Consider the following 14961-nt stretch of genomic DNA (forward strand, 5'->3'; position numbering starts at 1 on the left):
AAGCCAAAGCCGCAAGGACAACGCCACCTACGATTCTCTTCCATTCTTCAATTGTCAAAGAACAAACGTATTCCAATCAAATGGAACACCAAGCCATAACAGGCCAAATCATATAGCCAACTCTATAAGACAAAAACAAATTGTCAACCCAACCCTCGCAAGCCGGGCAAAACAATCAATTCCGCTCACAGAAAAATAAAACCCAGCCGCCGCAACCAATCTCTCAAACCGCCCGCAGCGCCGGTGTGTTTGTTGTATATGCCGGGCCGCCCTTCGCTGTCAACGCCCTTGTGAAATTTTTTTGACGAATTCTTCGATTGGCGATCCTCCTTGTGGGTAAAAAGCCTTGCCGGCTTTGGGTTTGGCGGCCATCGCCATGGCGCGGGAAAACCGGTTCGGGAGCCTTCTCCCGCTATGCCGCGTCGCATGAGAGAGTCGCGCAACGTCCGACAGCTACGCGGACGAATGAGGAAAGAGCGGCACCTCGACATGGAGCGAGGCGCTATATATCTTCACGCGAACGCTGGTTGGGACGGGCGCACGCATGATTGGCGAGGACGGGACGCTCTGATGCTTCAAAGAACGCCGGTTGCATTTCGGGTCGATGCCGCGCTGCGGCAGCCGACGACACTGGCTCACCGGCGATTCGAGTCCGCCAGCGTCGATAACGTTCCGCCGCTCGATCCTAGCGGCATCGCCATCATCAACCGGAACAGGCGGCGCGTCAGTCTGCGCTGGCTCGTGGGCAGCGTTCTCACGGCTTTGAGCGGCGGCGCGCTGATCGGCGGGGCGATCATCATCGCACTGCAGGGGGAGATCGCGTATGTGGCCCGGCCGCAGCGGGCCGACGTAAGCAGCCCGGGCAGCGAATCGCAGTCCACCGTGCGCAAGACCGACCGGCTGGTCCGGAAGGAAATGACCGGCAGTTCCGCCCGCCTCGCGTTCAAGGCGCCGATGACGGTGCGGGTCGGCGATCGGGAGGTCATCAAGACGCGCGATTTCGTGCGAATCAGCGCCCCGTTGTCGCTGACCGCCGGCACCTATGCGCGGTCGATTCCGCCGTTCAACCCGCTCAACCTCTTCGCCGACAGCAATAACGGTCCCGCAGCGGGCCGGGACATCGCGCCGGACGCCGCCGATGTCGACGTCTCCGTCATCAAGCGCCCGCTTGCGGGAATCGCCTTCACGCCCACCTCATCCGCCCTCGATGCCGAGGAGGCGCTGGCGCAGATCGTCGCCGAGGAGAGGCTGACGCGCAGCATTGGCGGCAACGCTTCCCAGCCGGATGCAGCCCGCCTGATGCTGTTCCACTCACTTCGCCAGGCGCCCGTCGGACCCGCGCCAATGGCCTACGCGACGCTGGTTGACGCGCCTTTCAGTGATATCGATGTCCGCGTCATTCCGGAAAACGTCACCCTGCTGCCCAAGCAAGCGCCGGCGCTCATGTCGCCGCTCGGAGAACGCCACGGCGAGGAGCGAATCGCCGGCCGCCCGGGCGACACCGTGCTGAAAGTGATCCTCGGCCAGGGTGCGCAAGCCGAGACCGCCCGCGCCATTCTGGCCGCGCTCGAACTCAAGGAGCGCGACAGGCTCCGCGAAGGGCAGAGCCTCGCCATCCTGCCGGCACTCGACGTCTCGGCGAACGGTTCCGATAGCGATTCGTCGGCCATCGGGCGCGTCACGCTGTGGGACGAAGGGACGATTCGTGCCATCGCGGCGCTGACGGACGACGGCCGTTATGTGCCTGTCTCCCTGCCGCAGGATGAGATGGCGGCCGCTGGAAACCACAGCCACGACGATTCGCGGATCGAGCGTGTGGAAGGGCCGGGTGCGCCGCTCTACGAAAGCCTGCATGAGACTGCCGCGCGCTATGAAGTGCCGGCCGATCTGGTGCGGGAGATCGTTCCGCTCTTCGCCTCCGACGTCGATTTCCAGCGCCGTGTCGGAACAGGCGAATCGGTGGAGTTGCTCTATACGACAGCCGAGGACGGCGACGAACCCGAACTGCTGTATGCGGCGCTGACCGTGGAAGGGGAAAAGAGGCGCCTCTTCCGTTTCCAGTCGCCCGGCAGCGAGACGGCGTTCTACGATCCCGAGGGACGTTCGCTGCAGAAATTCCTGATCCGCAAGCCCATCGCCGAGGGGCGGCTGACGTCTGGCTTCGGCATGCGATATCATCCCATCACGAACTACGCCAAGATGCACACGGGTGTGGACTGGGCCGACAGGATCGGCACGCCGATCCTCGCCGCGGGCGACGGCATGGTTCTCAAGGCGGGGTGGTCGTCGGGCTACGGGCGGCGAACGGAAATCCAGCACGCGAACGGCTACGTCTCCACCTATTCGCATCAGTCTAATTTCGCGCGCGGCATCCAGCCCGGCCTTCGCGTGCGGCAGGGGCAGGTGATCGGCTATCTCGGCAACACCGGCCTCTCCACCGGCCCTCACCTGCATTACGAGGTGATGGTCAACGGCCGTTTCGTCGACCCGATGAAGATCAAGCTGCCGCGCAGCAACGAACTCAGCGGCTCGGAACTGGCGGAGTTCTCGCGCCAGCGGGAACAGGCCGAGGAGCTGCTCGCCCGGGCGCAGACCTCTATTCAGACTGTCGCCACGCCCTAGAATCTGTCCTGTTTACATTGAAACAGGACAGATTCCAGGTTCCTTAGTTTGGCGAATTCTGATCGATCAGATCGATTCCATCTGATGGGAAGCGCTTTAACAGCCGCCAGCTTCAGGGCGCGCCGGAGAAAACTCCGCCGAAGCCGAGTTCCGCGCGGATGGTCTCCGCTGTCACGCCCGATTCGCGTAGCGCCCGCAGAGGCAGCGAATCGCGGGACTTCGCGAGCTTGTCGCCCGTCTCATCCCGAATAAGCGCATGGTGATGATAGACGGGAACCGGCAGGCCGAGCAGTTCCTGCAGCAGGCGATGGATATCGGTCGCCGCTTCGAGATCGCGCCCGCGAATCACGTGGGTGATTCCTTGCAGCGCGTCGTCGACGACCACCGCGAGATGGTAGCTCGCGGGCACATCCTTGCGGATGAGAACGACGTCGCCCCAACGCGCAGGATCCGCCATTTGCCACGCGATGTCGCCCGTCTCAGGAAGCGCGGGAAAGACGAGATTTTCCGCATCCAAGGCGGCGAGTGCGCAGCGCATGTCGAGACGCAGGGAGAACGGCTCGCCCGATTGCCGGCGGCGGCTCTCCTCGTCTTTCGCGAGTACCGGATTGTCGCGCCAGCGCAGCGGCGCGCCATCCGGATCTCGCGCGCCGCCGGCCGCGGCCGCGATTTCGGTGCGCGAGGCATAGCAGGGATAGGCCAGCCCCCGTGCGCGCAGCTTTTCCGCCGCTTCGGCATAGTCGGCGAAGTGGCGCGATTGCCGCCGCACCTCGCCGTTCCAGCGAAGCCCCAGCCAGCGCAGATCGGCGATCGCGGCTTCGACGAACTCCTCCGGGCAGCGTGCGACATCGATATCCTCGATCCGCAGCAGCAAGCGCCCGCCCCATGCGTGGGCGAGATACTGGTTGAGCAGGACGGAATAGCCGTGCCCGCGATGCAACAGGCCATTCGGGCTCGGCGCGAATCGCAGCACCGGCGTTCGCGAAACGCCGGAGGAGGGGATGACGGGGAAAGGCGCGTGCCGGCCTGAAGCGGCTGTCATTGCGATTCTGTCTTCCTGGCACGGTCCCGGCGCACGGCTGCCTCCCGCTGCAGAAGACCATGCATGAACAAATGATAGGGCGGAGCATCAATTCAATCACGCGCGGCTTCGCTCTGCCCGGAAATGGCGGACAGTGTGTCACGAGACCCGGCTGTTGTCATGAAAGCGCTCGACGCCGATCCTCATCGCAACCCGGCGCCCGCAAGGGCCGGCGAGCGGGCGGCGATACGAATTTTCGCCCGCGCGATGATTCGCTTGCGCGGAGGATATGGTAGGCTTATCCGGATTCCCTTCCACGGCCATCGCCCGCATGGCTGCGAGAGGGGCAACCGGCGCGTCGGCCGCCGGATAACTGTTGTGGGGATATAACACATAATGAGCATATCGGCATGAGCGATCTACCGCCCGCCATCACGGCAGCATCGGATATGGGAACGGTCGCTTCCGTTTCTCCTGCCGCTACGCCGGTTGTCGCGGTTATCATGGGCAGCCAGTCCGACTGGGCAACCATGCGCCACGCGACCGAAACGCTCGACGCGCTCGGCATCGTCTACGAGGCGCGCATCGTCTCGGCCCACCGCACGCCCGATCGCCTTTACGATTTCGCCCGTTCGGCTCGGGCGGCCGGGTTTCGCGTCATCATCGCGGGCGCGGGCGGCGCGGCGCATCTTCCGGGCATGACGGCGGCGATCACCAGCCTGCCTGTGTTCGGCGTACCAGTCGAAACGAAGGCGCTGGGCGGGAAGGACAGCCTGCTGTCGATCGTGCAGATGCCGGCAGGCATTCCCGTCGGCACGCTGGCCATCGGAAAGGCCGGCGCGGTGAACGCCGCCCTGCTGGCAGCGGCCGTCCTCGGCCTGTCCGATATGGATCTCGCGGCGCGGCTTGACGCCTGGCGGGCGATGCGCACGGCCTCCGTTGCCGATTTTCCCGCTGACGAGGCATGACGATGCTTGCTCCCGGCTCCACTATCGGCATTCTGGGCGGCGGACAGCTCGGGCGGATGATCGCCCTCGCCGCCGCCGAGATCGGCATGCACATTCATATCTATGCGCCGGAAGACGGCAGCCCCGCCTTCGAGGTTGCGGGCCGCCACACGCGCGCGGCCTATGACGACGCGCCGGCGCTGGCGGATTTCGCCGACGCAGTCGATGTCGTGACGTATGAATTCGAGAACGTTCCGGCCGAGACGGCGCGGCTGATCACCGGGCGGGCGCCGCTGCGGCCGGGCGCGCAGGCGCTCGCCATCACGCAGGACCGCCTCGCCGAAAAGAATTTCGTCGCCGGGCTCGGCATCCCCACAGCGCCCTTCCGGGCCATCGACAGCCTGGCCGATATCGAGACGGCGCTGAACGAACTTGGCTGGCCCGCCGTGCTCAAGACGCGGCGCTTCGGCTATGACGGCAAGGGGCAGGCGATAATCCGCGAAGGCGACGATCCGGGTGCGGCGCTCGCCGGCCTTGGCCACGCGCCGGCGATTCTTGAGGGCTTCGTGCCGTTCACGCGCGAGATATCGGTGGTGGCTGCGCGCGGGCAGGACGGGACCTTCCTGGCCTATGACCTGTGTGAGAACAGGCATCGGCATCACATTCTCGATGTCACCAGCGTGCCCGCCGTCGTCTCTCCGCAAGCGCGGGAGCAGGCCCTGGATGCAGCGTGGCGCATCGCGGCGGCGCTCGATTATGTGGGCGTTCTGGCGGTGGAGCTCTTCGTGGTCGTCAGCGAGGCCGGCGAATCGGTGCTGGTCAACGAAATTGCGCCGCGGGTGCACAATTCCGGCCACTGGACGATCGAGGGCGCGCGCACGTCCCAGTTCGCCCAGCATGTTCGCGCCATCTGCGGCTGGCCGCTCGGCTCCGTCGCGCTCACGGGAACGGGGGCGACCATGACGAATCTCATCGGCGACGACGTCGATCAATGGGCGCGAATCGCCGCCGAGCCCGGAGCCCATCTGCATCTCTACGGCAAGCGCGAGGCGCGGCCAGGCCGCAAGATGGGTCACGTGACCCGTGTAGCCTGACGCGCCGGACCGGAAAAAGCGCTTTGCCGCCGAGGGCAGAGGCGCCATGCTTGTTGTGGACAAGGCCGACCCGATCTGCTATCGGCAAGGATCGGTTAGCGGCGCGTTTGTCGCGCCAGGGGGCCTTGTGCCCTTTTCATCCTTCAAGACTACAGGAAGACAAAGCGTGCAGGTTCTCGTTCGCGATAACAATGTCGATCAGGCACTTCGGGCTCTCAAGAAGAAGATGCAGCGTGAAGGCATCTTCCGCGAGATGAAGCTTCGCGGTCATTATGAAAAGCCTTCCGAAAAGAAGGCCCGCGAGAAGGCGGAGGCAGTGCGTCGCGCACGCAAGCTGCAGCGCAAGCGTCTGCAGCGCGAAGGCCTGTTGCCCTCCAAGCCCCGCACGGTTTCGCCGCGCTGAAGTCCGCTGCTGATCAGGCCCGCCGCCGGCCGCGAGGCTGGCCGCGGACTTTTGCCGAAACGGTATGCTACGCACGTCGTCCCTTACGTTTCGGGTGTTTTGCGTTCTGTTTGATAGGCATTCGTCTGCCGGCACATATTGATGCCGACGTGGTGGTGACAGGCGTCGATTGCGCTGCACATGCAGCAGGATGAACGTCGCAGAATGGGCGTGGGCCGTGACTGACCGATTCGCGTTCGATGAATTCAACAAGGCTGGCATGTTCTCCGCCTCGCGGGGAGCGCCGGTCGCTCTGGTATTGGGCATCACGGCCTTGCTGGGTGCTTGCGGAACGGTGGGCAATTTCGCGCCGACACAAAATGTCGCAGTGGTCGACAAGACCAATCCTGACGCGCGTGTCAATATCAGCTCGCTGTCCGGCGTCATCAGCGCCAATCCGCGCGATCCCGTCGCCTACAACACGCGCGGCGCGGCCTATGCGCGACAGGGGCAGTACGGCGACGCGGTGCGCGATTTCACGCAGGCTGTCACTCTCGATCCCCGTTACGCCGCTGCCTATACCAACCGGGCGCTCGCGTACCGGCAGACGGGCAAGGACGATGCCGCGATGGGCGATTTCACGCAAGCCATCACCGCCGATGCCAATTACTCCCCGGCCTATATTGGCCGCGCAAATCTGCTGCGGACGAAAGGCGATACAAATCAGGCGCTCGCGGACCTGTCGCGTGCCATCGCCATCAATCCTGAGGCTGCCGAGGCCTTTCATGCGCGCGGCCTCGTCTATCAGCGCCTTGGCCAGCATCAGAACGCGATCCGCGATTTCGACGCGGCCATAGACCGCGATCCCTTCGTGGCGGCGCCCTATACGGCGCGCGGGCAGAGCCTGATCGAGGTCGGGCGTTACGACAAGGCGGTCGAGGATTTCAACGCCTCGCTGAACGTCAACAACAACAATGCCGACGCATGGGCGGCGCGCGGCCTGGCGCTCGAACGGCAGGGCAACACGCGCGACGCGCTCGAATCCTATCAACGGGCACAGAGCATCTCGCAGGACAACAAGGTTGCACGCGACGGCGTGGCGCGTCTCAGCCGCAGCAACCGGCTGTTCTGACGGCTTCGCCGCCGGGCGGGGTCGACGCGGACGCGAAAATCCGGCAAGATGCCTGAACAGGCGTCTGGCCGGTCATCGCGGCGGCGTGGGCGCGGGCGATTCGTCCCGGTCGTGCGGTCGGCTGCAGCGGTAATGTTTCGGTAAGGATGGACGGCTAGAGTCCTCCGATCGGGTGCATTCCTGCATCAGCGTAAAGGTTAGGTGTCTGAATGTTGAAGCGGCTTGTCTTGTTCGTTGGTGTCGGCATGGCGCTGGCCGGGTGTCAGGAAAGCGCTAAATATGCCAGCAATACCAAGGCCCGCGCGCCCATCCCCACCGAGACGGTATCGCTGATGCGCGAGAAGGGGATGGAGCAGTCATCGCCCATCCTTGTCCGCATCTTCAAGAAGGAAGCCGAGCTTGAGGTCTGGAAGAAGGGGCGCGACGGCCGCTTCGCCCTGCTCAAGACCTACCCGATCTGCCGCTGGTCCGGCCAGCTCGGGCCGAAGAAGAAGGAAGGCGACCGGCAGGCGCCGGAAGGGTTCTACAGCATCACCCCCGCGCTGATGAACCCGAACTCGTCCTATTATCTTTCCTTCGACATGGGCTATCCCAACGCCTTCGACCGCGCCAACGGTCGCACCGGCCGCTATCTGATGGTGCACGGCGCCTGCTCTTCCGCCGGCTGCTATTCGATGACCGACGAGCAGATCGCCGAGATCTACGCCATCGGGCGCGAGGCCTTCAACGGCGGCCAGCGCAAGTTCCAGGTGCAGGCATATCCGTTCCGCATGACGCCGGAGAATATGGCCAAGCACCGGCTCGACCCGAATATCGCTTTCTGGCGCAACCTGAAGGAAGGTTCGGACAATTTCGAGACTACCGGTCTCGAACCCGACGTTTCGGTCTGTGGCAAGCGCTACGTTTTCAACGCCCGCAACAGCAGCAAGTTCAACGCCGCCGGCGCCTGCCCGACGCTTGACATCGACAGCGGCATCAAGCAGGCGGTCGCTGCCAAGCAGCAGGCGGACGACGCCAAGATAGCCGACCTGCTGTCCAAGGGCACGCCTGCAGTCCGTCTTGTCTATCAGGATGGCGGGCAACACGCGGTGTTCCGGGGCGGTCGCCATCCCGAAGCCGGCCTGCTCGCGTTCTCCCGCCGCACACCTGGCTACGATCCCACGCTCGTCAGCCGGCCTGACGCCCTCGCCGCCGGCCCGCAGGAGATCGTCCTGAACGACGGCGGCGCGCCAGCCACGCAGGTCGCGGCTGCCGCGCCGGCCGAGAGCGCGCCGCGCGAAGCAGCCGCCCCCAAGGTTACCGCGCCGGCGACGCAGATGGCAGCTGCAGCACAGCCCGCCGCGGCGCAGTCGGTGCCGCTGCCCACGCCGCGCCCGGGCGCCGTTATGGTCGCCGCGGCAACGGCGCCGGGCGAGCCCGCACCGGCCGTTACCGGAAAGCCGTCCTTGTTCAACCGCATGATGTCGTTCTCGGGCCTCGGTTCCAGCCAGTCCGCGAGCACGGCGGTCGAGGCAAATGTGCCGGCTGCGGACGCGATTGTGACCGCTGCGACGCCGACCCCCGCGTCGCCTGTCGCGGATGCACCGGCCGTTCGCCCGGCGGACGCGACGACCACCGGGCTGTGGTGAACGGCGGCTGAGCGCCGGCCCAGCCGGCGCTCAGGGCCTGTAGACCTCTATCGCATCCTCAAAGCCGTCGAGCCGGAATGCGCCCAGCGGGTGAGGATTCGCCCACAGATGTTCACTGAAGGCACGTGACATCAGCAGCGGCTCATCGAGCACCTTGTTAAGCTGAGCAAGGCGGCTGGTCAGGTTGACGTCGCGACCGACCACGGTGAAATCGAGACGCGCTCCCGAACCGACATTGCCATAAGCCGCCTCACCGTGATGCAGCGCGATCCCTGCGCGGATGGTCGCGCCGAACGGTGTGCCGTCGATCTGGCCGATGCGCGCGAGGGCCTCAGTCGCCGCGGTCAGTGCCGATTGCGCGGCGGCGCCGGTATCGTCACCCCGGTCACGGAAGATCGCCATCAGGCCGTCCCCCATATATTTCATCACCTCGCCGCCTTCCGCCTCGATAGGCGGCACCAGGCAGTCGAAATACCGGTTCAGCAATTGCACCGCCTGCTCGGGATCGATGGCGGAGGTGATGCGCGTATAGCCGCGCATGTCGGCGAACAGGATGGCGGAGCGGATCCGGCTCACCTGTCCGCGCCCGATGCGGCCTGCGAGAATGGCGCGATGCGGCTCGTCGCCAACGTAAATCCGCAATACCTCGTCGAGCGACTTGTAACCGGACAAGATTTCCAGCGTCGCGGTCAGGGAAGGAATCAGCCCCTCCAGCAGGGCGAAGGCACGCGGCGGAAAACCGTCGGTGCTGCGGGTCGCGAAAGTCACCGCGTTGTTGTGGCCGTTGGCGAAGAAGATGGGAAAGCACACATAATGACGATAGCCCGCCTGACGGAGATCGGCGACGATGCCGAAACGGTCGTCCGGCGTCTCGTCAATCCAGAACGCGAGCGGCCGGCCGGACTCGTGCACCACCCGCTGGGGGCTGTGTGCATAGCCGGCCGTTACCTCCTTGCCATAGGCCTGCAACTTCCAGACGCCCGGATCGTCCTTGATCCAGGTTCCCGAAACCGCCGCGTGTTCGGAATGCAGCGCCTCCGCGGCGAAGGTCAGCCGGTCGACGGGCACGCCCTCCGCGTTCAGCCGGTCGGCGAGCCCCGCGATGGCGCGGCTGATATCGGCGCTCAGGCGGGCGTCGGTCAGCAGCCAGTCGCGCAGGCCCGCCACCGCGACGTCGACGGGCTCGATGGCAGAAGCGGACGAAAGTTCCACGGTCTTCGCTCTTTCATTGCGGCGTCAGCCCGCCGGCCCCGCACCATCGGCCAACGTGCCCGGCAGCCTGCCTCGCGCAAGCCTCACCGGCCATCAATGAGCGAGGTTCATCCTGCTTCATATAGGGCGACTTCAGGGCCACGTGAAGACTCCCGGGATGCCCCCATAAAACGCATGCAGGGGGCTGGATATTTATCCGACGAAAGCATAGATTTGGGATGCGGGCTCTGCGAGGTTCGTCAGGAGGCATATTCCCCGGGGCCTTATTGATCCCCAGGGAGCTGTCCCTGCCCAGGTCCGTGGACCCGGGCACACGGCGCCCACCTACATTGTAGGTTCCCGGGATCTTTCTCCAACGGCCATTGTGGACCCGCACCTTATCTTCCCGTCCTTCCCGAGCCGTCCCGTTAATGGCCGACCTTCCTAACATCGCGGCGCTAGCGCCTGCCGAACAGAAAGCGCGTCTGCGGCGCGAGGCTCTGGCGCGGCGTGACCTGTTCGCCGCCGATCTCAAACGGGTACAGGCCGCTGCTGCCTCCGTTAGCGACCGGGTCATTTCGGATTACCCGGCTGTGCTGCGCGGCGGCATCGTGGCGGGATATTGGCCCATTCGCAGTGAACTCGATCCTCGTCCGCTGATGGCGGCGCTCGATGAACGCGCCGTGCCGCTCGCGCTGCCGGTGATCACGCCGGACGGGCTGGTTTTCCGCCGCTGGCGGCCGGGCCTGCCACTGATCGACGCGGGATTCGGGACACAGGGGCCGCCGCCGGAAGCGCCGGAGGTCGACCCCGACGTGCTGCTGGTGCCGCTCTCCGCATTCGACCGCCGGGGCAACCGGCTGGGCTACGGGCAGGGCAATTACGACAAGGCCATCTCTCGTCTCTCGGCGAAGCGCCCGCTCATCACCATCGGCGTAGCCTTCGACGTGCAGGAAATTGGCGAGATCCCGGTCGAGCCGCACGATCGCCCGCTTGACGCGATTGTCACGCAGGTGCAATCGATCACGATCACGAAATAGGCACGCGCCATGGCGGCGGCGGTGGTTCGCGCGTATGTGGAGGTTTCATGCGTCTGTTGTTTCTAGGCGATGTCGTCGGGCGGCCGGGAAGAGCGGCCGTCGTCGATCAGCTCCCCGACCTGCGCACCAGATGGAAACTCGACGTCGTGGTCGTCAACGGCGAGAACGCCGCGGGCGGGTTCGGCATCACGGAAGCGATCTGCGACGATCTCCTCAATGCCGGTGCGGATGTCGTTACACTCGGCAACCATTCGTTCGACCAGCGTGAGGCGCTCGTGTTCATCGAGCGCCAGCCGCGCCTGCTGCGCCCCATCAACTATCCGCCGGGCACGCCGGGGCGGGGTGCAACGGTGGTGGAAGCAGCGAACGGCAGCCGGGTGCTGGTGGTGAACGCCATGGGCCGCCTTTTCATGGACCCGCTCGACGATCCGTTCGCAGCCGTCGACAAGGCGCTGGCCGAATGTCCGCTGCGCGAAGTGGTCGACGCCGCGATCATCGATATGCATGCCGAGGCCACCAGCGAGAAGCAGGCCATGGCGCGCCACGTCGACGGGCGGGCGAGCCTCGTCGTCGGCACCCATACGCATGTGCCGACAGCGGACGAGCAGATTCTCGCCGGCGGCACCGCGTACCAGAGCGATGCCGGCATGTGCGGCGACTACGATTCGATGCTCGGCATGCAGCCGGAGGAACCGCTGCGCCGCTTTATCGAGAAGACACCCGGTGTCCGCCTTGAATCCGCGTCCGGGCCGGGCACGCTGGCGGGGCTCGCGGTCGAGACCGACGACGCCACCGGCCTTGCCGTCCGGGTATCGGCAGTGCGCATCGGGCCGCATCTCAGCCAGGCGCATCCCGCCTTCTGGGAGATCTGACGTAGCCGCGCCGCCAGCCGTTGAAAATCCATACCGCCATCGTTTCCGCGCTTCACAAGGACGTGTGTCCGGCAGCGCCTGCTGCTTTCGTCATCTCTTCCCTAAGTGACATAACAATGGCATGATTTACTGTGTCGGCGTGATTGGCCCGATTCAACGGAGCAGCTTACAAGCGGAGACGCATCGCCGCTCTATCTCCCTGTTCAGACATCAGATTTTTCCGGAAGACGGCGTCTGTTTTCCGGTTTGATGCTGTAACAATATATTGACTCATATCCGAGGCGCATTTCGAAGCGAGGCGTTTCATGACCGACAGCCCGGCGAAACATTCCGTTCTGCGTCCATCCGATTCGCGGCAGTCCGATCCGGCCCGTTTCGATGTCGCCAACCGCGTCTTCTTCCGTCTCTACCAATGTGCCAATCTCATGCACAAGGTGGGTGCGCGGTTCATCGGCGACTTCAACAGCACAACGCAGCAATGGGCGGTTCTCGGCGCGCTCGCCCGGCCGGAGCCGCGGGAACACGGCATGACGGTGAAGGACCTGATCGCGTTCCTGCTTGTCAGCCGCCAGAACATCACGCCCGTGCTGGACCGGCTGGAAGCGCGCGGCTGGATCGAGCGGATCAAGGACGCCGAGGACGGCCGCAGCCGCCGCATCGTTCTCACAACCGCCGGGGACCTGGCATGGTCCGAGATGCAGATCGCCATCGATGCATTCTACCGCGAGGCGCTGGAAGGTCTCGACCTTGATGAGCAGGTCGTCCTCTACCGCCTGCTCGACCGGCTGAAAGCGCGCCTCAACACCCTGTAGAAGCGGGTCCCGGCCATCTTCAGCCGATCAGCGTCCTTTCCGCGCGTCGAGCACCGCGATCAGCGCTTCGAGTTCCGGCTCGGTCAGCTTCGCGATATCGCCGGAGAGGCGGTTGGCGAGCAGCGTGGCCTTCGGAGACAGGCCCGCCGTGTCGATGACGACGCGCGGGTCCGATATGTCCGCGAGCTTCACCAGCGCGTCGGCGTCATCCCAGATGAGGTTGAAGTAGTTGAGGATGGACTGGAGCAGCGCCCAGGTCGGCTTGCCGCGCTTGCCGTGCTCGAGCGCCGAGAGATAGGCACTCGACACGCGCAGCGCCTGCGCCATTTCCTTCTGGGTGACGCCGCGTGCGGTGCGCAATGCCCGCAGGTGCATGCCGAAGGGTGTCATGGCCGTGCCTCGCCCCCGGGGCGGCCCTTCGCGCCCTTGCGCAGCCTCACGTAAAGCGCGCCGTCGCCGCCGTGCTCGCGGCTGGCCGTCGAGAAGCCCACCACCACCGGGCGCATTTCCGCGAGACCAAGCCAGTGCGGCACGAGGCGGCGCAGCACCCCGCGCTCGCTGAACGGATCCGCGACCGCCGTGCTGCCCTTGCCAGTCACCACCAGCGCGACGCGCGCCCCCTCCCCCTGCGCGCGGCGCAAGAAGCCGAGGAGTGCGTAATAGGCCTCGTTCTGACGCATGCCGTGCAGATCGATGCGCGCATCGATGCGATCGATTCCGCGCCGCAGATCGCGCATCAGCCGGCGTTCCAGCGGCACCAGCGGCGGCGGGGCGGGCGGGCGGCGTTCAATTTTTGCGGGCGGCGAGGCTTCCGCAGGCCGGTGCTCCGGAGACGTCGCCTCCGCCTCCGGAGCGGGTGCCGGCTCAAGCGGCGGCGTGTGGCCCGGAAGCGGCCGGATGCTGCGGGTCACGTGGCGCCAGAGCTTCGCCTCCTCTTCAGACAGGCGCCTGCCGCCGCGCCGTTTCATGTCCCCTGCTCCGCACCGACGGGCAGGAACACCACGAAGCGCTCGGGCACATGGCGGACCAGCCCGGCCCGCGCCCCCGCCGCTTCGCCCGAGCCGAAGAAGATGTCTGCCCTCGCCGGACCAACGATGGCGGAGCCTGTATCCTGCGCGATCATCAGCCGGCGCAGGGAATAGAAATCCTCGCTACCGGAACCGCCCTCGCCCGCGGGATGCGGCAGCCGCGCCTCGATCCAGACCGGCAGGCCATAGGCCCAGATGCGCCGGTCGATCGCGACTGCGCGCCCGGGTGTGAGTTGCACGGAAGCGCCGCCGAGCGGGCCGTCGTCCGCGGCGAGTTCGTCTGCGGGGCGAAAGAAGATATAGGAACGATTGCGGCGCATCAGTCGCCGCGCCTCCTCGGGGTAGGCGCGCAGCCACGCGACAAGCTTCGGCGCCGTCAGATCCGCAGGTGCGATGCCCGTCTCAGCGACGACGAGCCGCGCGACCGACGTGTAGGCGTGGCCGTTGCGGCCGGCGTAGGCGAAACGGCGTACCGCCTTCCCGTCGGTGCCGGCGTCGACGAGCCGCACCCGCACGGAGCCCTGCACATGGGCCATGAATGCATCCACGGCATCGAGATAGACAAGCGGCCGCGCGCCGCCGCCCAGCGCCCCGTCCTCAATCGCGGCGCGGTCCGGAACGGGTTCCAGACGAACGCCCTGCGGCCCGGCGACACGGCGCGCCGCACGCAGCGCCGGATCGAGGCCCGGGACGTTCTCGCCTTCTGCGACGTTCACCAGATCGTCCGGGCGCGACAGCAGCGGCGTGTCATGGACACCGCCGGAGACGAGCCGGCCGGCGAATTCCGGTTCGTAATAGCCGGTGAGAAAGCCGTCGCCGTTTGCCGACCTTACCCGGAAAGGGCGGAAATGACGCTCGAAGAAGCGGCGGGCGCTGTCGCCGTCGGGGGACGGCGGCGCTGCGAGCGCGGCCGCGCACACCGCCCGTAACGCGCGCGGCGGGGGCGCGCCCTGACGCAGAACCGCCGCGTCGCCGACGACCGTCTGACAGGTGCGCCGGAAGGCGGCGAAAGCCGCGGCGTGGTCGTCCGCCCGCCATTCGGCGAGCGCGTCGAACGTCAGCTGCTCCAGCGCCGCGCCATCCACGGATGGCGCCTTCGACGCGGAAACGGTTTGCACGGATGCCGTCATGGCAAGAATCATCAACATAAAACAGAGATACGCCGGCGTCACGAGCCACCGAACCGGCGCGA

15 protein-coding genes and 1 other RNA gene are annotated in these 14961 nt (G+C 65.8%); 11 read left to right on the top strand and 5 right to left on the bottom strand.

What is annotated here, in order from left to right:
• On the top strand, positions 1–199 hold a 199-nt coding region (locus ACFFJ7_RS13625), incomplete at its 5' end, for a hypothetical protein (protein ID WP_377593038.1).
• Positions 200–570: 371 nt separating this feature from the next.
• Entirely contained in the window at positions 571–2622 is a 2052-nt protein-coding gene (locus ACFFJ7_RS13630; RefSeq protein ID WP_166952508.1) for a M23 family metallopeptidase, read from the top strand.
• 112 nt (positions 2623–2734) lie between these two features.
• Here the strand turns inward: ACFFJ7_RS13630 and gluQRS are convergent, their stop codons facing one another.
• Positions 2735–3664, bottom strand: coding sequence for a tRNA glutamyl-Q(34) synthetase GluQRS (gluQRS, locus tag ACFFJ7_RS13635; protein ID WP_377593039.1), 930 nt, complete (start codon positions 3662–3664; stop codon positions 2735–2737).
• A 428-nt stretch (positions 3665–4092) separates the two neighbouring features.
• Here gluQRS and purE point away from each other — a divergent pair, with 428 nt between their 5' ends.
• The 5 genes from purE to ACFFJ7_RS13660 all read left to right on the top strand — a co-directional run bounded on the left by purE (position 4093) and on the right by ACFFJ7_RS13660 (position 8826).
• A complete protein-coding gene (gene purE / locus ACFFJ7_RS13640; RefSeq protein ID WP_166952627.1) occupies positions 4093–4611 on the top strand; it encodes a 5-(carboxyamino)imidazole ribonucleotide mutase in 519 nt (172 codons plus the stop codon).
• Positions 4612–4613: 2 nt separating this feature from the next.
• Positions 4614–5684: a 5-(carboxyamino)imidazole ribonucleotide synthase gene (locus tag ACFFJ7_RS13645; RefSeq protein ID WP_377593364.1), complete on the top strand. Its 1071-nt coding sequence runs from the start codon at positions 4614–4616 to the stop codon at positions 5682–5684.
• Positions 5685–5850: 166 nt separating this feature from the next.
• Positions 5851–6087, top strand: coding sequence for a 30S ribosomal protein S21 (rpsU, locus tag ACFFJ7_RS13650; protein ID WP_166952624.1), 237 nt, complete (start codon positions 5851–5853; stop codon positions 6085–6087).
• 259 nt (positions 6088–6346) lie between these two features.
• Positions 6347–7198 (top strand): tetratricopeptide repeat protein, encoded by an 852-nt coding sequence (locus ACFFJ7_RS13655; protein WP_166952621.1) that lies wholly within the window; start codon positions 6347–6349, stop codon positions 7196–7198.
• Positions 7199–7407: 209 nt separating this feature from the next.
• A complete protein-coding gene (locus ACFFJ7_RS13660) occupies positions 7408–8826 on the top strand; it encodes a L,D-transpeptidase family protein (protein WP_377593040.1) in 1419 nt (472 codons plus the stop codon).
• Positions 8827–8856: 30 nt separating this feature from the next.
• Here the strand turns inward: ACFFJ7_RS13660 and ACFFJ7_RS13665 are convergent, their stop codons facing one another.
• Positions 8857–10038 (bottom strand): adenylate/guanylate cyclase domain-containing protein, encoded by a 1182-nt coding sequence (locus tag ACFFJ7_RS13665; protein WP_377593042.1) that lies wholly within the window; start codon positions 10036–10038, stop codon positions 8857–8859.
• 221 nt (positions 10039–10259) lie between these two features.
• On the opposite strand from ACFFJ7_RS13665, the gene ssrS reads away from it, so the two are divergent.
• The 4 genes from ssrS to ACFFJ7_RS13685 all read left to right on the top strand — a co-directional run bounded on the left by ssrS (position 10260) and on the right by ACFFJ7_RS13685 (position 12741).
• Positions 10260–10413, top strand: a non-coding RNA gene (gene ssrS, locus ACFFJ7_RS13670) — 6S RNA.
• 35 nt (positions 10414–10448) lie between these two features.
• Complete coding sequence (locus tag ACFFJ7_RS13675) at positions 10449–11057, top strand: 5-formyltetrahydrofolate cyclo-ligase (RefSeq protein WP_377593043.1); 609 nt, start codon at positions 10449–10451, stop codon at positions 11055–11057.
• 47 nt (positions 11058–11104) lie between these two features.
• A complete protein-coding gene (locus tag ACFFJ7_RS13680) occupies positions 11105–11929 on the top strand; it encodes a TIGR00282 family metallophosphoesterase (RefSeq protein ID WP_166952489.1) in 825 nt (274 codons plus the stop codon).
• A 305-nt stretch (positions 11930–12234) separates the two neighbouring features.
• Positions 12235–12741, top strand: a complete 507-nt coding sequence (locus tag ACFFJ7_RS13685; RefSeq protein WP_166952484.1) for a MarR family winged helix-turn-helix transcriptional regulator — start codon at positions 12235–12237, stop codon at positions 12739–12741.
• A gap of 27 nt (positions 12742–12768) precedes the next feature.
• On the opposite strand, the gene ACFFJ7_RS13690 is transcribed toward ACFFJ7_RS13685, so the two are convergent.
• The 3 genes from ACFFJ7_RS13690 to mltA are packed head-to-tail and all read right to left on the bottom strand — an operon-like array spanning position 12769 to position 14899.
• Positions 12769–13131, bottom strand: coding sequence for a helix-turn-helix domain-containing protein (locus ACFFJ7_RS13690; protein ID WP_377593044.1), 363 nt, complete (start codon positions 13129–13131; stop codon positions 12769–12771).
• On the bottom strand, positions 13128–13709 hold the full coding sequence (locus ACFFJ7_RS13695; RefSeq protein ID WP_377593046.1) for a Smr/MutS family protein: 582 nt from the start codon (positions 13707–13709) through the stop codon (positions 13128–13130). The genes ACFFJ7_RS13690 and ACFFJ7_RS13695 overlap by 4 nt, the downstream gene beginning before the upstream one ends.
• Positions 13706–14899, bottom strand: a complete 1194-nt coding sequence (mltA, locus tag ACFFJ7_RS13700) for a murein transglycosylase A (RefSeq protein ID WP_377593047.1) — start codon at positions 14897–14899, stop codon at positions 13706–13708. The genes ACFFJ7_RS13695 and mltA overlap by 4 nt, the downstream gene beginning before the upstream one ends.
• Between the last annotated feature and the right edge of the window lie 62 nt (positions 14900–14961).

This window comes from Pseudochelatococcus lubricantis (assembly GCF_042432495.1).
GTDB lineage: Bacteria > Pseudomonadota > Alphaproteobacteria > Rhizobiales > Beijerinckiaceae > Pseudochelatococcus > Pseudochelatococcus lubricantis.